This window comes from Streptomyces sp. NPDC090032, assembly GCF_044748025.1.
Lineage (GTDB): Bacteria > Actinomycetota > Actinomycetes > Streptomycetales > Streptomycetaceae > Streptomyces.
Genome location: NZ_JBIVFF010000001.1, coordinates 375092 through 391685, shown reverse-complemented (window position 1 = coordinate 391685; position 16594 = coordinate 375092). Strand labels below are relative to the sequence as shown.

The window sequence follows — 16594 nt, the reverse complement described above, 5'->3', positions numbered from 1 at the left end:
AAGGGCCGTGGTCACTTGGCGCCTCCGAGCCGGATGCGCGGGTCGATGACCGAGTACGCGACGTCGACCAGCAGGTTGATGAGGATGTAGGCGGCGGAGGTGCACAGCACCACGCCCTGGAGGGTCGCGTAGTCGCGGGTGAAGACGGCGTCGATGGTGAGCTTGCCGAAGCCGGGCAGGACGAAGATCTGCTCGGTGACGACGGCGCCGGAGATGAGGTGGCCGAGCTGGAGTCCGAGCACGGTCACCACGGTGACCAGGGAGTTCCGCAGCGCGTGGCCGCCGATGACCTCGCGGCGCGTCAGGCCCTTGGCGCGGGCGGTGCGCACGTAGTCGGCGGAGAGGGAGTCGAGCATCGCGGCCCTGGTCTGCCGCATGACGACGGCGGCGAGCCCGGACCCGAGGACGATCGCGGGCAGCACCATGCGGCGCAGGTTGTCGAGCGGGTCGGTGCCGAAGGGGACGTACCCGGAGGCGGCGAAGACCGGGACGGCGATGGCGAACGCGAGGACCAGGACCATGCCGAGCCAGAAGGTGGGGACCGAGAGGCCGAGCAGGGCGAGGCCGTTGGCGATCCACTCGGCGGGCCTGCCGCGGCGGACGGCGGCGACGATGCCGGCGCCGATCCCGAGGACGACGGCCAACAGGAGGGAGAGCGCGGCGAGTTCGAGGGTGACGGGCAGGGCCTGGCCGATGGCGTCGGAGACCGGCAGGCCGGTGCGCGACGAGGTGCCGAGGTCGCCGGTGAGGGCGTGCCCGATGAACCGGCCGTACTGGATCACGATGTTGTCGTCGAGCCCGTACTCGGCGCGGATCGCGGCGAGCGCGGCGGGGCTGCGCTCCTCGCCCGCGAGCGCGAGGGCCGGGTCGCCCGGCAGGGCGCGGATGCCCGCGAAGACGACGATCGAGACGAGGAAGAGGGTGATGACGGACTGGCGTACGCGGGTCAGCACGTACGCGGCCATGGGGTGCCCTGCGAGGAGTCCGGGCCGCGCCTTCGGCAGGGCTATTTCACTGGTCGTCACTTGGTGTACCCCGCATCCTTCACGCGGACCAGGCCGTCGCCGTAGACGCGGATGCCCGCGACGTCCTTCCCTGCGACGACGTAGTTCTTCTGGCGGTAGAGGTAGACGAGCGCGTGGGCGTCGTTCGCGCGGCGGGTCAACTCCCCGTATATCTTGGCGCGTTCGGCGGGGTCGGCCTCGGTGCGGCCGCGCTCGATCAGAGCGTCGGTCTCGTCGTCCGAGAACCCGTAGGCGTTCATGGCACCCTTCGTCTGCAGGAAGCTGGCGATGTTGCCGTCCGGGTCGAGGCGGCCGGACCAGCCGCTGGTGAAGGCGTCGTAGTGGCCGGAGTCGGTCTCTTCGAGCATCGTCGCGTACTCGGTGGGGCGCAGGGAGACGGCGAAGCCGGCCTCCTTGGCCATGGCCTGGACGACCTGGCCGAGGCGGCTGTTCTCGGGTGTGGTGGACGTCTTGAGTTCGATCCTGAGCGGTGTCTTCACGCCCGCCGCCTTGAGCAGCCGCTTCGCCTTGGCGACGTCGCGCTTGGGGCAGGCGGAGGCCGCGACGCCGGGCGCGATGGCGGATTCGGGCGAGACGGGCCCGCAGGCGGGCTCGTACATGCCCTGGAAGACGACCTTGTTGATCAGGTCGCGGTCGATGGACAGCTCGAAGGCCTCCCGGACGCGCACGTCGCGGGCGAGGGGGGTGTCGATCTTGCCGGGCTTCTCGCCGAGGCCCTTGACGTTGCCGACGTTGAGCCCGATGCCCTGGTAGCCGAGCGAGGGCGAATTGAACAGCTGGAGCTTGGGTTCGGTGAGCGCGCTCTTCACGTCGACGGGGGCCATCTGGTCGCCGACCTGGATGTCTCCGGAGCGGAGGTTGGCGAGGCGGACGCTGCCGTCGGGGATCGGCTTGTAGATCACCTTGTCGAGGTGGACGTCGCGGGCGTCGTAGTAGTTCGGGTCCTTGGCGAGCACGATGCGGTCGCCGCCGACGCGCTCGACGAACTTGAACGGGCCGACACAGGACGGGTGATTCGTGAAGTTCTTGCCGTACTTCTTGAGCGCGGCCGGGGACATCACCATGCCGGAGCGGTCGGCGAGCACGGCGGTGAGCGGGACGTAGGCCTGCTTGAGGGTGAGCTTCACGGTGTACGCGCCGGTGGCCTCGGCCCCCTTGAGCGGGGCGAGCTCGGTGGCGCGGGCCGATCCCGGCAGGTCGCGGTGGCGCAGCAGCGAGGTGACGACGGCGGCCGCGTCGAGGGAGGTGCCGTCGCTGAACTTCAGGCCCTTGCGGACGGTGAAGGTGACGGTGCGGCCGTCCGCCGAGGTCTTCGGCAGCGACGTGGCGAGCTGCGGGACGACCTTGCCCGCCTCGTCGACGTCGTAGAGCTTCTCGCACATCCCGGCGAAGACCGTGCGGCCGACGAGGGTCTGGGCGAGCGAGGGGTCGAGTTTGTCCGGGTCCGCATTGAGGGCGACGGTGAGGGTGCCGCCGTCCCGTACGGGCCGGTCGTCGGTCATGCGCTCCCCGCCGACCTCGGTGGCCGAGGACTGGAGGGAGCCGCAGCCCGCCGTTGTGGACAACACCAGGGCAACTGCCGTGCAGGCAACCGCTGTTCGGCGCACGAGGAGATACCTCCGCCAGGGGACGAGTGTGCGGGACATCCTGTGGGTGATCCGTGTGTGATCAAGGAATACCGCAGAACGTATTTCGCATACAGTCCACAGGCAAGGGGGTTGTCCGCATGGCGGAACACATTTGATGAAGATTGAATAACCGGCCCCGACAAAGAAGGTCACAAGTCCCCAACCGGCCGGAACGGGCACGTCCGGTCGGAACGGGCACGTCCGACCGCAACGGCCACGTCCGACCGCAACGGGCACAGGATGTCGGGTCCGCGACCATGGGTCGTCCCTAGCGTGAGTGAGGTCAACAGGAAGGAGCCCGGGGTGCTTGACCGGCTCAACGAGGCCATGGACCACATCGAGCGCCACCTCGACCGGCGGATCGACATCGCCGACCTGGCCCGGATCGCGGCGACATCGGAGTACCACTTCCGGCGGATGTTCTCCGCGCTCGCGGGACTGCCGCTCTCCGAGTACATCCGGCGCAGGCGGCTGACCGTCGCGGGCGCGGAGGTGCTCGCCGGGGAGCCGACGCTCCTCGAGATCGCGGTGCGCTACGGCTACGGCTCGGGCGAGGCGTTCGCGCGGGCCTTCCGGGGCCTGCACGGCGTGGGCCCCGGCGAGGCCAGGCGGACCGGTGCGGCCCTGCGGTCCCAGCCCCGGATGTCCTTCCGGCTCATCGTCGAAGGGAGCAGCACCATGCGATACCGAGTGATGGAGAAGCCCGAGTTCCACGTGGTCGGCAGGAAGGCGCGGGTCCCCCTCGTCCACGAGGGCATGAATCCGGCGATCGCCGACTTCATCCGGGGCATCGACAAGGAGACGGTGCAGCGGATCCACGCGCTGTCCGACCAGGAGCCCGAGGGGATCGTCTCGGTGAGCGACGACCTCGACCCGAGCCGTGCGGAGGGCACCGAACTCGACTACTACCACGCGGTGGTGGCGTCCACCGCCGGGCCCGACGACCTGGACACGCTCACCGTCCCGGCGGGCACGTGGGCCGTCTTCGACAGCTCGGGCCCGTTCCCGCAGACGCTCCAGCACCTGTGGCGGGACGTGTTCACGCAGTGGTTCCCGTCCAATCCGTACCGGAGCCGGCCGGGCCCCGAAATCCTCAGCACGCGCCTGTCACCCGACGCGGCGCAGGCGGACGCGCAGCTGTGGATCCCGGTCGAGCGGGAGTGACGCGAGGGCCCGTCCGCCCTCATGGAGAGGCCCGTCCGCCCTTATCGAGAGTCCCTGACCGCGCTCATCCGGAGGCCTCTTTGGGGTGAAAGCCAGGCGGTGCGGCCGTGCTGAACTGCGCCTGTGACGCATGAGGGAGGAGGGGGCGGTGTTGTCCCGGGGTAACTCGTGTGAGACTGGCGTCCCCTCCCCCTCGCACAAGGGGCGTACGCCGTGCGTTCTCTCCCTTTCCCCCTCGCGCTGACCGTGCGCGTCCTGCCGGTCGCGGTGCTCGCGTGCGCCGGCTGGGCCTGGACCTCGGGCCCGATGGCGGACCCGTCCGGGCAGCCCGCCGCTGCCCCGCAGCCCTCGTCGAAGCGCTCCGCGCAGCCGGCGGGGTCCGCGGCGAGCCGCGCGTACGAGAAGCCACCCGAGCCGTGCTCCGCCGTCACGGCGCGGACGGTCGCGGACCTGGTGCCGAAGGCCGACCCGGCGGGCAAGGAACTCGCCGCCGCCGACCGTTCGTTGCGCCGCGGTTGCTCGTGGAGCGCGCTCAAGGACTTCGACTACCGCTGGCTCGACGTCTCCTTCGAGATCAAGGAGTCGGCCGCCGCGGCGCACACCGCCTTCGCCGCGCGTGGCAAGGGCGAGAGCGCGCCCGGCCTCGGTGACGAGGCCAGGATCGCCGTCGCCCTCACCACGCACGACAAGCAGAACACCCGGGAGGCGGTGGTGACGGTCAGGTCCGGCAACGCCCTGGTGACCGTCACCTACAACGGCAGCGACTTCGAGTCCCACGGCGCGCCCGCCGCGGACAGCATCTCCGGGGGCGCCCTGAAGGCGTCCGGAGACGCAGTGGCGAAGCTGACCGGCAAAACGGGCAGCCCGACCGGTTAGATCCGCACCCCACGCGCCTTGGTCAGGGCGACGTACAGGATCAGTGAGGATCCGAGCCCGACCGCCCAGCCGTAGTCCGCGAGCGGCTTGAGGAACGGGATCAGGCCGTCCACCGGGAACGGGCCCGCCTTCACGCCTTTGGCGTCGACCGTCGAGTACGAGCCGCCCACCGCGAGAATCCCGCCCACGGCGAAGGCGATCACCGCGTTCCAGTTCCAGCCGCCCGAGTACCAGTAGCGGCCGCTGGGGAGGTACAGGTCGGCGAGGTGGAGCACGGTGCGGCGGATGATCCAGTAGTCGGCGATGAGGATGCCGGCCACGGTGCCGAGCAGTCCGCCGACGACGCCGAGCCAGGTGAAGATGTACAGCTCGGGCGTCGAGGTCAGCTTCCACGGCATGACGAGGACGCCGATGACACCGGTGATCAGCGCGCCGGTGCGGAAGTTGATGAGCTTGGGCGCGAGGTTCGCGAGGTCGTAGGCGGGCGACACGACGTTCGCCGCGATATTGACCGAGATCGTCGCGACGAAGACCGTGATGAGCGCGAACAGCAGGCCGAAGACGTTGTCGGTCTTGCCGGCGAGCGCGACCGGGTCCCAGATCGCGGCGCCGTAGACCTTCTCGGACCCGGACGTCACCAGGACGGACATCAGGGCGAACAGCGTCATGGTCGTGGGCAGGCCGAGAGTCTGACCCCATACCTGGGCGCGCTGTCCTTTGCCGAAGCGGGTGAAGTCCGGGATGTTGAGGCTGAGCGTGCTCCAGAAACCGATCATGCCCATCAGGCCAGGGAAGAAGATCTTCCAGAAGTCGGACCCCCAGCCGACCTTGGACGGCTCGTCGAGGAGCGGGCCGAAGCCGCCGGCCTTGTTCGCGATCCACACGAGCAGGACGACCGCGCCGACGAGGACGAACGGCGCCGCCCAGTTCTCGAAGCGGCGCAGGGTGTCCATGCCCCGGTAGATGATGGCGAGTTCGAGGACCCAGAAGAGGACGAAACAGAGCCACAGGGTCCACGGGTAGCCGCCGACCTGCGGCACGTCGGCCCAGCCGCCGAAGACCTTCCCGAGCAGGACGAACACGCCCTGCCCGCCGATCCAGGTCTGGATGCCGAACCAGCAGCATGCCACCGCCGCCCGGATCAGCGCCGGCAGATTGGCGCCGCGCAGGCCGAACGAGGCGCGGGCGAGGACGGGGAAGGGTATGCCGTACTTGGGTCCCGCGTGCCCGGTGAGCAGCATCGGCAGGAGCACGATGACATTGGCGAGGGCGATGGTGAGGACGGCCTGCTTCCAGTCCATGCCGAGTGCGACGAGGCCCGAGGCGAGGGTCCAGGACGGGATGCAGTGGGCCATGCCGATCCACAGGGCCACGAAGTTGTAGGTGGTCCAGCGGCGTTCGGCGAGGGGGACGGGGCGCAGGTCGTCGTTGGCGTAGCGGCTGTCGGAGGGGTAGGCGTCGGCGCTGAGGTCGATGCCGCCACCCGCGGGCAGCGTGGGTGGCGCGGTGTCGGTCATGAGCAGGCCATTCGTTCGGGAGCCGGAGGAGCCGCGGCTCAGTCAGCGGGGAGGTGCGAACGGGCCGTGCGGGTGCGGGCGGTGGGGACCCTGGCTGAGGGGTACGGAGGGGCGGTCAGGCGTTGACCATGGGGATGATCCGCTCCCCGTACGCGTCGATCACCTCCTCCTTCGCGTCGTGCATGGCGTAGAGGGCGAACTGGTCGACGCCGAGGTCCCGCAGGGCGCGCAGCTTCTCGACGTGGTCCTGTGCGGTGCCGATGACGCAGAACCGGTCGACGATCTCGTCCGGTACGAATGCCGTGTCGGGGTTCCCGGTCCTGCCGTGGTGGGCGTAGTCGTAGCCCTGGCGGGACTTGATGTAGTCGGTGAGTTCCTCGGGGACCATCGACGAGTGCTCGCCGTACTTGGTGACGAGGTCGGCGACGTGGTTGCCGACCATGCCGCCGAACCAGCGGCACTCCTCGCGCGCGTGGGCGAGGGCCTCGGGCGAGTCGTCCGCGGTGACGTATGCGGGCGCCGCCACACAGATCTTCACCTCGGACGGGTCGCGGCCCACGGCGGCGGCCGCGTCCCGCACGGCCTTGATCATGTACTGGGTGAGATACGGGTCGGCGAGCTGGAGGATGAACCCGTCGGCCTCCTCACCCGCCATCTTCAGGGCCTTGGGCCCGTACGCGGCCATCCAGACCGGCAGTTGGGCGCCGTCGCGCACCCACGGGAAGCGGATCACCGTCCCGCCGAGGTCGGCCTCCTCGCCCCGGGCGAGCGCCCTGATGACCTTCATCGCATCGCTGATGCGCGCGAGGGTGTTGGGCTTGCGTCCGGCGACGCGCATCGCGGAGTCGCCGCGGCCGATGCCGCAGATGGTGCGGTTGCCGTACATGTCGTTGAGGGTGGCGAAGGTCGAGGCGGTGACCTCCCAGGTGCGGGTGCCCGGGTTGGTGACCATCGGGCCGACGGTCAGGTGCGACGTCTCGGCCAGGATCCGGCTGTAGATGACGAAGGGTTCCTGCCACAGCACGGCCGAGTCGAAGGTCCACCCGTGGGTGAAGCCCTCGCGTTCGGCGCGCTGCATGAGGGAGACGACGCCGGAGGCCGGGGGGTCGGTCTGGAGGACGAGTCCGAAGTCCATGTGATCCGCCAATTTTTCTAGTTCAGGTACTGGCAGGTGGAGCGCGGGGGGTACCCGCCGTGCCCGGCGCGCCTCGTGAACTCCCGCTCGACGACGGCGAGTTCACCTCCGGAGCGCGGTCTCGGGGGCGTCGGCGCACGTGCGGAATGCTTCTCTGCTCGCCAAGTGCGCATACCGCGTGCCCCCAAGCCTCGATCCGAGGGGGCCCAATCCTGGACGCTCTCCCCGGGCTTGGCAAGAGCGACTCTACGCGCGCCCACCACTGTTTCCTGGGGAAGCGGAGGGCTCTGACGATCGGTGTCACGGAGACGCACCTCGAAGGGGCAGACCTTGCCCGCGGGCGGGCGCGCGGCCGGGCCCTTCCGGCTCAAGTCAGCTTCGAGTCGCGGACTCTACTGTCACCCACATGCGGATCTTTGTTACCGGCGGTGCGGGATTCATCGGGTCACAGTACGTAAGGGCGCTGCTGTCCGGCGAGCTTCCGGGGGCGGACCTGAATGACGCCCGGGTGACCGTCATCGACACGCTCGGCCACGGCAGCGACCTGCGGAACCTCGCGCCGGTAGCGGAGAATCCTCGTTTCCGGTTCGTCCGCGGCGACATCTGCGACGCGGAACTGGTCGACGAGGTCGTGCGCGGGCACGACGCCATCGTTCACTTCGCCGCCGAGTCGCATGTCGACCGGTCCATCGAAGACGCCCGTGCCTTCGTGACGACGAACGTGCTCGGCACGCAGGTCCTGCTGGACGCGGCCCGGCGGCACGGGGTCGGGCGTTTCATGCACGTGTCGACGGACGAGGTCTACGGTTCCATTTCGGCCGGGTCATGGACCGAGTCCCAGCCACTGGCGCCGAATTCACCCTATGCGGCGTCCAAGGCAAGCTCCGATCTGCTGGTGCTGTCCGCGCACCGGACCCACGGCCTCGACGTCGTGATCACCCGTTGCTCGAACAATTACGGCCCCTACCAGAACCCGGAGAAGGTCATTCCGCGGTTCGTGACGAACCTTCTGCGGGGACGGCGGGTTCCGCTGTACGGGGAAGGCGACAACGTGCGTGAATGGCTGCATGTCGCGGACCACTGCCTGGCCATTCAACTGGTTCTGCGCGGGGGCAGGCCCGGCCATGTCTACAACGTGGGCGGCGGCACGGAGTTGACCAACAAGGAACTGACCTCGCGCCTGCTGGAAAGCTGCGGAACGGGATGGGACATGGTCGAACGGGTCGCCGACCGGCTCGGCCACGACCAGCGGTACTCGCTGGACATGACCAAGATCCGAAATGAGCTGGGTTTCACCCCGCGGCAATCATTCGAAACGGGCCTCAAGGACACCGTCGAGTGGTACAGGGAAAACACTTCCTGGTGGAACCAGTAGAAAGCCCGCCGACGTTCGAGCACCGTTCAGGCGATTTTCGACTGCCGCGATGTAGACACTGAATCGCTCGGACCTCGGTCATATCGAAATGAACCAAAGGGGATAACCAATGACTGCCCAGACTCTCCCGTCCACCGGCAAGGAAGTACGGCTGGCGCGCTATGTCGTGAACCAGCCCGCGAAGGACGACTTCGAGGTCGTGGAGGTGGATGTCACCGCGCCCACGTCCGGCAACGTGCTGGTGCGCAACCTGTACCTCCAGGTGACCGCCGTCATGCGCGACCTGATGACCGAGGACCCCGGGCTGCCCATGATGCCGGCCTACAAGGTCGGCGAGCGGCCGTGGGGCGGCGCGGTCGGTGTCGTCGTGGCCTCGGAGAGCCCCGACCTCGCCGTGGGCGACACCGTCCAGCACATGGACGGCTGGACCGAGTACTCCACCGGTCCCGCCGCCTCGTACTTCAAGGTCGACCCCTCGTGGTACCCCGGTCCGGAGTACTTCCTGAACCAGGGCATCACGGCCTACCACGGCATGGCCGACGTCGCCGAAGTCGGCGAGGACGACGTCGTGTTCGTGTCGAACGCGGCCGGCGGTGTCGGCTCGCTCGCCGGCCAGATCGCCAAGGCCCGCGGCGCCAAGCGCGTCATCGGCTCGGCCGGCAGCGCCGAGAAGGTGGAGTACCTCACCAAGGAACTGGGCTACGACGCCGCGTTCAACTACAAGGACGGGCCCGTCGTCGACCAGCTCCGGGAGCTCGCCCCCGACGGGATCAACGTGTTCTTCGACCTGGTCGGCGGGGAGCAGTTCGAGGCCGCCGTGCAGGCCTCCGCGCAGGGAGCCCGGCTCGTGCTGGGCGGGGCCGTGTCCGCGCAGACCGGCAACGCCGAGGGCGCCTTCCCCAAGCTGGACATCATGGCCGGCATCATCCGGCAGATCGTCATCAAGCCGTTCTCGACGTACCACACGCCGGAGCAGATCCAGGCGTGGAACCAGCACTTCGCCCAGTGGCTGCAGGAAGGAAAGATCGTCCTGCCCTACACCGTGGTGGAAGGCGGCGTCGACGCCGCGCCCGAGGCGCTCACCGAACTGCTCGGCGGCGCCTACAAGGGCAACGTGCTCGTCAAGATCTCGTGATGGCTGACGCAGGACGGGTGCGGCCCGCGCGCCGGGACCCGGGTGCGGCGCAGTCATCCGTCCGAACGAGGAGTCCCCTCCGATGATCGATCAGGTTGCACTGGACGCCCCGGCCCAGCCGCGCCGGGCCGGATTCGTCCTCGCGGTGTGCTGCCTCGCGCAGCTGACCGTGATCCTCGACGCGTCGATCGTGAACGTCGCCATCCCGTCCATCCAGAGCGCGCTGCACTTCACACCGGGCAGCCTGACCTGGGTGTACGACGGGTACCTGATTCCGTTCGCCGGCTTCCTGCTGCTGGCGGGGCGGATGGTGGACCTGTTCGGCGGGCGGCGTCTGCTGCTCATAGGCCTCGCCGTGTTCACGGCGTTCAGCCTCGTCGGCGGCATCGCGGCCAACTCGGCGACGCTGGTACTCGGTCGCGCCGGGCAGGGCTTCGGCGGCGCGATCATGGCGTCTGCCTCGCTGGCCGTGCTGACCTCCACGTTCACCGAGCCGATGGCGCGGGCCAAGGCGCTCGCCCTGTGGGGCGCGGCGTCGGGCAGCGGCGGAGCGATCGGCGTACTCAGCGGCGGAGCGATCGTCGAGTGGATGTCGTGGCGCTGGGTCTTCCTCATCAACGTGCCGCTGTGCCTGTTGATCGTGGGAATGGCCGTCTCGTCGGTCGCCACCACCCCCCGTGGTGACACCCGCAAGGGCGTGAAGCTCGATGTGCTGGGCTCCGTGTCGGTCACTCTGGGGATCGCCGCGCTCGTCTACGGGCTCGCCGAGGGACAGCGTTACGGGTGGGGGTCGGCGCGCATCGTCGGGTCGCTGACCGTCGGTGTGGTGCTGCTCGCGGTGTTCGTGCTCGACCAGGCCAAGCTGGCCAAGCAGCCGTTGATGGAGCTGAGCCTGTTCCGTAACCGCTCGGTGTGGGCGGCCAATGTCACGATGCTGGCGTTCGGGGCGGCGCTGCCCACGACGTTCTACTTCCTGACGTTGCTGTACCAGTCGGTGCTCCATTACAGCGCCATGCGTACGGGGCTGGTGTTCCTGCCCCTGACGGTCTTCGCGTTCATCGGTGCCGCCGCCTCCTCGGTGGTCGGACCGCGGACCGGTCCCCGGCCGATGATGCTGATCGGTCTCCTGCCGATGATCGGCGGACTGCTGTGGCAGTCGGCGGCGAACGAGCACGCCACCTACGTCGCCGACCTCATGGGCCCGAGCCTGCTGTTCGGCCTGGGCCTCGGCATCGTGGTGACCTCGGTGGCGGGCGCGGCGACCGCGGGTGTGCCGGAGGACAAGCAGGGCCTGGCCTCCGGGGTGCTGAACACCTCGCAGTCGCTGGGCGGTGCGGCCGGCCTCGCGGTCATGGTCGCGCTGGCTCAGGTCCGTACCGCGGACCTCGCCGGTGACGGTCCTCCCGACGCCCACGCGTTCGCGTCCGGGTACGGGGTCGCGTTCCTGGCGACCGCTGTGCTGCTCGCCCTCAGCCTCGCGGCCGCGGCCGCGGTGCCGCGCGGGGCGCAGCAGTAGGCCTCACGGCAGACAGGCACACAGGCACACGCCACAAGCCCGCCCGGTTCTCACCGGGTGGGCTTGTGGCGCGCGCCGCCGCCGCGAGGCGCGCCGGTACCGGCCGCTCACGGTGCCTGGCCGCTCACGGCGCCCGGCTGCCGGGCCAACCCGGCCTCGATCGTCCCTATAGCCGCCGTCATTAGCTTCCGGGACATGCGAGGAATAATTCTGGCCGGCGGTACCGGCTCCCGCCTGTGGCCGATCACTCAAGCCATGTCGAAGCAACTCATGCCGGTGTTCGACAAGCCGATGATCTACTACCCGCTGTCCACTCTGGTGCTGGCGGGCGTGCGGGACATCCTCGTCATCACCACGCCATCCGACCGGGACTCCTTCGAGCGGCTGCTGGGCGACGGCTCGCACCTGGGGCTGCAGATCCAGTACGCGACGCAGCCCAGGCCCGGGGGCATCGCCCAGGCGTTCCTGATCGGCGCGGACTTCATCGGGGACGAGCCGGTGGCGCTCATCCTCGGCGACAACATCTTCCACGGAGCCGGCCTCGGGGATCAGCTGAAGGCGCACGCCGACCCGGAAGGCGGCCACATCTTCGCCTACCCGGTGGCGAACCCGGGCGACTTCGGCGTCCTGGACTTCGACCTCGAAGGGCGCGTCGTCTCCATCGAGGAGAAGCCGGCACACCCGAAATCGCGATACGTGGTTCCCGGCCTGTACTTCTACGACAACCGCGTGGTCGACATCGCCAGGTCCCTGCGGCCCAGCGCGCGCGGCGAGCTGGAGGTCACCGAGGTGAACCAGACGTATCTGCGCCGCGGTGAGCTCGGCGTCACCGTGCTCGACCGCGGCACGGCGTGGCTCGACACCGGGACCTTCGCCTCGCTGGTGCAGGCGTCGGAGTTCGTCCGGGTGATCGAGGAGCGTCAGGGACAGAAGATCGGCTGCGTCGAGGAGGCGGCCTGGCGCAACGGGCTCATCGACAGCGACCGGCTCAGGGAGCTCGCGCAGCCGCTCCTGTCCAGCGGCTACGGCGAGTACCTCATGGGGCTGCCCGACGCCGCCGGCCAGGACATCCAGCGACTGGTCCCGGTCGGCGCCGGCGCCACCGTGTGACGAGGAGGCCTGATGAACTTCGAAGAACTCGGCATCGAGGGCGTCCACCTCGTCGAGCCGCAGGTGTTCGGCGACTCGCGCGGTGCGTTCCTGGAACTGTTCGTCGGCCACCGGCTGTCCGCGGCGACCGGCCGTGCGATGGACGTGGCGCAGGTCAACTGCTCGGTCTCGCGGCGCGGGACGATCCGCGGCATCCACCTCACGGCCGCCCCGCCGGGTGAGGCGAAGTACGTGACGTGCGTGAGCGGTTCGATCGTCGACGTCGTCGTCGACGTCCGTCTCGGCTCGCCCACGTACGGCGCGTCCATCGCGATCCCGCTCGACGACGAGCGGCGCCGCGCCGTGTACATCCCCGAGGGGCTCGGCCACGGGTTCGCGGCCGTCAGTGACACCGCCGTGGTCACGTACCTGTGCGACAACGTCTACACCCCCGGCAAGGCGATCTCGATCAACCCGCTGGACCCGCAACTCGCCCTGCCGTGGCCCGACCTGGGCGGCGTCGGCGCGGTCCTGTCGGACAAGGACAGGACCGCGCCGACGCTGGCGGAGACGGAGGCCCTGGGCGTCCTCCCGAAGTACGCGGACCTTCGCGTCAAGACACCGATCCGGCCGCTGGGATGACGCGGCCGGCGTCCCCGAGCGAGTCGACGACACCAGGAACAGGACTACTCATGAAGAAGCACATCGCCTTCCTGAACATCCCCGCGGCGGGTCACGTCACACCGACGCTGGCCGTGGTCGAGGAGTTGGTCAGGCGCGGTCACAAGGTCAGCTACCTGGCCGCCGACGGCTTCGCCGAGAAGATCGCCTCGACGGGCGCCGACATCATTCCCTACGCCACGACGCTCGACCCGCGCACGATCGCCCCGACCGGCGCGGACGACTGGCTGGCCCGTGTCCTGCTGGGCGCGGTCCGGGAGGCGGCCGCCACGGCGCCGACGCTGGAGGCCCACTTCGGTGACGACCTGCCGGACTGCCTCGTCTACGACATCTCGATGCAGTTCCTCGGCCGGGTGATGTCGCGCAAGCTCGGCGTGCCGGGGATCCAGCTCTACCCGGTCCTCGCGTCCCACCAGTACTTCTCCGAGGCGGAGGGCGCCGCCGAAGGGATGTTCGGCCAACTGACGCGCGAACTGCGGGCGTTCGCCGACGCGCACGGGCTGCAGGACGTCACGCTGGACGAGCTGATGTCGGACGCGCCCCGCAACATCTCCTTCATGCCGCGCGAGTTCCAGTCCGACGCCGACTCCTTCCCCGAGGACCAGTACACGTTCGTCGGGATCCCGCTGCGGGAGAGCGACCTGCAGGGCACGTGGCGGCCGTCCAGCGACAAGCCCGTGGTGCTGATCTCCCTGGGCACGACGTTCAACACCCAGCCCGAGTTCTTCGCGATGTGCGCGAAGGCCTTCGAGGGGCTGCCGTGGCACGTGGTGATCGCGGCGGGCCCCGGCGTGGACCTGGAGGCGGTGGGCGAACTGCCCCCCAACGCCGAGATCCACACGTGGCTGACGCTGCAGGCGGTCCTCGAGCACGCCGGCGCGTTCGTGTGCCACGGCGGCGCCGGCAACACCATGAACGCCCTGTACGCGGGGGTGCCCCTCGTCTCCGTACCGCACAACGGCGACTCGGAGATGATCGCCGCGCGGACGGGCGAACTGCGCCTCGGCAGGGTCCTGCCCCCCGAGGAGGTCACCGCCGAGACCCTCCGGGAGGCCGTCCTGGAGGTCGCCGCCGACGAGACCGTGCAGGCGAACCTGCGTGACATGCGCAAGTACATGAAGGACGCGGGCGGCGCACCGCGCGCGGCCGACGCGATCCTCGGCCACCTCCACACCGTGGCGAAGCAGCCGTCCGAGTAGCCACCCGAGCAACCACCGACGTAGCCACCGAATCAACCGCAGAAGCAGCCACCGAATCAGCTACCGAAGTCGACTGGAGAAACTGATGAATTCGCATGATTTCAGCACCAAGCTCGTCCCGAACGACCTGTACCTGGAGATCCAGCAGTTCTACGCGCTGCAGCTCAAGGTTCTCGACCGTGGTGACGGCGAACAGTGGGCGCAGACCTTCACGCCGGACGGCGTGTTCCAGGCCGCCGACATGCCCGAGCCCCTGGTCGGCCGCGACATCCTCGTCAAGGCGATCGAGATGCAGACCGCCAAGCACGAGGGGCTCGTCCTGCGCCACTGGGTCGGGCAGCTGACCGTCGAGCAGATCGACGACGACACCGTCCGCGCGCAGAGCTACGTCATGGTCTACGTGACCCCCGACCGCACGCTCCTGAGCGGGGAGGTGCACTTCCGCCACCACACCCTCTGCGACGACGAGCTCGTCCGTTCGAACGGGTCGTGGCTCGTGCGGAACCGCTTCGTCGAGACCGACGGCGAGTACAAGTGAGCACCGCGCGAGCCGGAAGGTCGTCCGACATGAAGAAGATCCTCGCCACCGTGGTGTCCGCCGGTGTCCTGTCCGCCCTGGCCGCAGGCACCGCGCACCCGGCGCCCTACGCGGGCGCCGGCTCCACCGATTCCTCCCGCCGGCTCGTGGGCAAGTGGGCCGGTACGGTCAGCCATGGGGGCGACACCGGTGACATCCAGCTCATATTCACCACGAGCGGCAAGGCGTGCCTCATCACGTCCGCCGGCGTCAGCAAGGGCAGCTGGAAGTCCACCGGCGGTGCCGGCGACTTCAACTACAAGATCGCTGAAGCGATGACCGACGGGTCCGGCACACAGCAGGGCTGGATCTACATAGACCAGACCACCCATGCGGTGAGCAACTCCTTCACCAGCACCGGCGTCTCACACGTCTACGACATGGCCGGGAACCCCCAGTTCACCCAGGTCGCCGACGTCAGCGTCCACCGCATCGCCGGCAACCCCAGCTGCTGAGGACACGACACATGATCCCTCTCTTCAAGGTGGCGATGTCCGAGAAGGCGTCGGCGCTGGTCGGTGAGGTGCTGGACAGCGGCTACATCGGTCAGGGCGCGAAGGTCGACGAGTTCGAACGCGCCCTGGCCGAGCGGCTGGACAACCCCCGGATCCTGACCGTCAACAGCGCCACGTCCGGGCTGCACCTGGCCCTGCACCTGGTCGCGACGGAGTCCGGGCGGGACGGCGAGGTCCTGGCGACCGCGCTGACCTGCACGGCGACGAACTGGCCGATCCTGGCGAACGGGATGCGGATCCGCTGGGTGGACACCGACCCGGCGACCCTGAACGTGGACCTCGACGACCTGGCCCGGAAGATCACGCCCGCGACCCGGGCGATCGTCCTCGTGCACTGGGGCGGCTACCCCGTCGATCTCGACCGCCTGAACCGCCTTCTCGACCAGGCCGAACGCGTCCATGGGGTCCGGCCCCGGGTCATCGAGGACTGCGCCGACGCGTGGGGCGCCACGTACCAGGGCGTCCCGCTCGGCGGGCACGGCAACATCAGCGTCTACAGCTTCCAGGCGATCAAGCACCTCACGACCGGTGACGGCGGCCTGATCGTGCTGCCCGACGACGAACTGCTGCACCGCGCCAGGATGCTTCGCTGGTACGGCATCGACCGCGACGGCGGCGGGGCCCGGTTCAAGAACGACATCCCCGAGTACGGCTTCAAGTTCAACATGAACGACATCAACGCGGCCATCGGTCTCGCGAACCTGGAGACCGTGGACGGCATCGTCGCCCGGCACCGCGAGAACGCCGCGTTCTACGACGGCGAGCTGGCCGGGGTGGGCGGGATCGAGCTGACGGAGCGGGCCACCGACCGGAATCCATCGTTTTGGTACTACTCCCTCAAGGTGGACGACCGCGACGCGTTCGTCCGGCGCATGAAGGAGGCCGGAATCGCCACGAGCGAGGTCCACGAGCGCAACGACGTCTACGGCGCCACCAAGGGCTGCAAAGCGGTCCTGCCGGGCCTCGACAGCGTTGCCGGGCGGCACATCGCCATACCGGTCGGCTGGTGGGTGTCGGACGACGACCGGACCCACATCGCGCAGACCATCAAGGGCGGTTGGTGACTGTCGCCGGACAGGGCGGGGTCGAGGAGGCGGGTCGAAAACTCCGCATGCGACCCATGAGAACCGATGCGAACCGAAACCGCCGTATGTCGGACGGT

General features: G+C 69.2%; 15 protein-coding genes. 11 read left to right on the top strand and 4 right to left on the bottom strand.

The features are described from left to right. Positions 1-11: 11 nt before the first annotated feature. On the bottom strand, positions 12-965 hold the full coding sequence (locus tag ACIPWY_RS01725; protein ID WP_323136394.1) for an ABC transporter permease: 954 nt from the start codon (positions 963-965) through the stop codon (positions 12-14). Between the two features lie 56 nt (positions 966-1021). Next, positions 1022-2593, bottom strand: a complete 1572-nt coding sequence (locus ACIPWY_RS01720) for an ABC transporter substrate-binding protein (protein ID WP_393699919.1) — start codon at positions 2591-2593, stop codon at positions 1022-1024. A 363-nt stretch (positions 2594-2956) separates the two neighbouring features. On the opposite strand from ACIPWY_RS01720, the gene ACIPWY_RS01715 reads away from it, so the two are divergent. Both ACIPWY_RS01715 and ACIPWY_RS01710 read left to right on the top strand, forming a co-directional pair. Continuing rightward, positions 2957-3817 (top strand): AraC family transcriptional regulator, encoded by an 861-nt coding sequence (locus ACIPWY_RS01715; RefSeq protein ID WP_362901521.1) that lies wholly within the window; start codon positions 2957-2959, stop codon positions 3815-3817. A gap of 213 nt (positions 3818-4030) precedes the next feature. Then, a complete protein-coding gene (locus tag ACIPWY_RS01710; RefSeq protein WP_393699922.1) occupies positions 4031-4693 on the top strand; it encodes a hypothetical protein in 663 nt (220 codons plus the stop codon). Here ACIPWY_RS01710 and ACIPWY_RS01705 read toward each other — a convergent pair. Continuing rightward, entirely contained in the window at positions 4690-6210 is a 1521-nt protein-coding gene (locus tag ACIPWY_RS01705; RefSeq protein WP_362901517.1) for an NCS1 family nucleobase:cation symporter-1, read from the bottom strand. The two genes, ACIPWY_RS01710 and ACIPWY_RS01705, sit on opposite strands and share 4 nt — an antisense overlap. A 115-nt stretch (positions 6211-6325) precedes the next feature. Then, complete coding sequence (locus ACIPWY_RS01700; RefSeq protein WP_393699924.1) at positions 6326-7345, bottom strand: TIGR03842 family LLM class F420-dependent oxidoreductase; 1020 nt, start codon at positions 7343-7345, stop codon at positions 6326-6328. Between the two features lie 406 nt (positions 7346-7751). Here ACIPWY_RS01700 and rfbB point away from each other — a divergent pair, with 406 nt between their 5' ends. The 9 genes from rfbB (at position 7752) to ACIPWY_RS01655 (ending at position 16496) form a co-directional block, all read left to right on the top strand. Then, positions 7752-8720: a dTDP-glucose 4,6-dehydratase gene (gene rfbB, locus ACIPWY_RS01695; RefSeq protein WP_393699926.1), complete on the top strand. Its 969-nt coding sequence runs from the start codon at positions 7752-7754 to the stop codon at positions 8718-8720. Positions 8721-8829: 109 nt separating this feature from the next. Beyond that, a complete protein-coding gene (locus ACIPWY_RS01690; RefSeq protein WP_362901511.1) occupies positions 8830-9855 on the top strand; it encodes an NADP-dependent oxidoreductase in 1026 nt (341 codons plus the stop codon). An 82-nt stretch (positions 9856-9937) separates the two neighbouring features. Further along, positions 9938-11371, top strand: a complete 1434-nt coding sequence (locus tag ACIPWY_RS01685) for a DHA2 family efflux MFS transporter permease subunit (RefSeq protein ID WP_362901509.1) — start codon at positions 9938-9940, stop codon at positions 11369-11371. Positions 11372-11566: 195 nt separating this feature from the next. Further along, a complete protein-coding gene (gene rfbA, locus ACIPWY_RS01680; RefSeq protein ID WP_362901507.1) occupies positions 11567-12481 on the top strand; it encodes a glucose-1-phosphate thymidylyltransferase RfbA in 915 nt (304 codons plus the stop codon). Positions 12482-12493: 12 nt separating this feature from the next. Then, positions 12494-13102 carry a dTDP-4-dehydrorhamnose 3,5-epimerase gene (locus tag ACIPWY_RS01675; RefSeq protein ID WP_362901505.1) on the top strand — a complete coding sequence of 203 codons (609 nt, stop codon included), beginning with the start codon at positions 12494-12496 and terminating at the stop codon, positions 13100-13102. Positions 13103-13152: 50 nt separating this feature from the next. Beyond that, complete coding sequence (locus tag ACIPWY_RS01670; protein WP_393699932.1) at positions 13153-14340, top strand: macrolide family glycosyltransferase; 1188 nt, start codon at positions 13153-13155, stop codon at positions 14338-14340. Positions 14341-14425: 85 nt separating this feature from the next. Next, positions 14426-14878 (top strand): nuclear transport factor 2 family protein, encoded by a 453-nt coding sequence (locus ACIPWY_RS01665; protein WP_362901501.1) that lies wholly within the window; start codon positions 14426-14428, stop codon positions 14876-14878. 29 nt (positions 14879-14907) lie between these two features. Beyond that, positions 14908-15372 (top strand): hypothetical protein, encoded by a 465-nt coding sequence (locus tag ACIPWY_RS01660; protein ID WP_362901499.1) that lies wholly within the window; start codon positions 14908-14910, stop codon positions 15370-15372. Between the two features lie 11 nt (positions 15373-15383). Then, complete coding sequence (locus ACIPWY_RS01655; protein ID WP_362901497.1) at positions 15384-16496, top strand: DegT/DnrJ/EryC1/StrS family aminotransferase; 1113 nt, start codon at positions 15384-15386, stop codon at positions 16494-16496. Positions 16497-16594: the final 98 nt, after the last annotated feature.

What these genes read in the sequence shown, in the direction of transcription:
- ACIPWY_RS01725 (WP_323136394.1), bottom strand. Translation starts at nt 965, where the DNA reads ATGGCCGCGTACGTGCTGACCCGCGTACGCCAGTCCGTCATCACCCTC.
- ACIPWY_RS01705 (WP_362901517.1), bottom strand. Translation starts at nt 6,210, where the DNA reads ATGACCGACACCGCGCCACCCACGCTGCCCGCGGGTGGCGGCATCGAC.
- ACIPWY_RS01700 (WP_393699924.1), bottom strand. Translation starts at nt 7,345, where the DNA reads ATGGACTTCGGACTCGTCCTCCAGACCGACCCCCCGGCCTCCGGCGTC.
- rfbB (WP_393699926.1), top strand. Translation starts at nt 7,752, where the DNA reads ATGCGGATCTTTGTTACCGGCGGTGCGGGATTCATCGGGTCACAGTAC.
- ACIPWY_RS01690 (WP_362901511.1), top strand. Translation starts at nt 8,830, where the DNA reads ATGACTGCCCAGACTCTCCCGTCCACCGGCAAGGAAGTACGGCTGGCG.
- ACIPWY_RS01685 (WP_362901509.1), top strand. Translation starts at nt 9,938, where the DNA reads ATGATCGATCAGGTTGCACTGGACGCCCCGGCCCAGCCGCGCCGGGCC.
- rfbA (WP_362901507.1), top strand. Translation starts at nt 11,567, where the DNA reads ATGCGAGGAATAATTCTGGCCGGCGGTACCGGCTCCCGCCTGTGGCCG.
- ACIPWY_RS01675 (WP_362901505.1), top strand. Translation starts at nt 12,494, where the DNA reads ATGAACTTCGAAGAACTCGGCATCGAGGGCGTCCACCTCGTCGAGCCG.
- ACIPWY_RS01670 (WP_393699932.1), top strand. Translation starts at nt 13,153, where the DNA reads ATGAAGAAGCACATCGCCTTCCTGAACATCCCCGCGGCGGGTCACGTC.
- ACIPWY_RS01665 (WP_362901501.1), top strand. Translation starts at nt 14,426, where the DNA reads ATGAATTCGCATGATTTCAGCACCAAGCTCGTCCCGAACGACCTGTAC.
- ACIPWY_RS01660 (WP_362901499.1), top strand. Translation starts at nt 14,908, where the DNA reads ATGAAGAAGATCCTCGCCACCGTGGTGTCCGCCGGTGTCCTGTCCGCC.
- ACIPWY_RS01655 (WP_362901497.1), top strand. Translation starts at nt 15,384, where the DNA reads ATGATCCCTCTCTTCAAGGTGGCGATGTCCGAGAAGGCGTCGGCGCTG.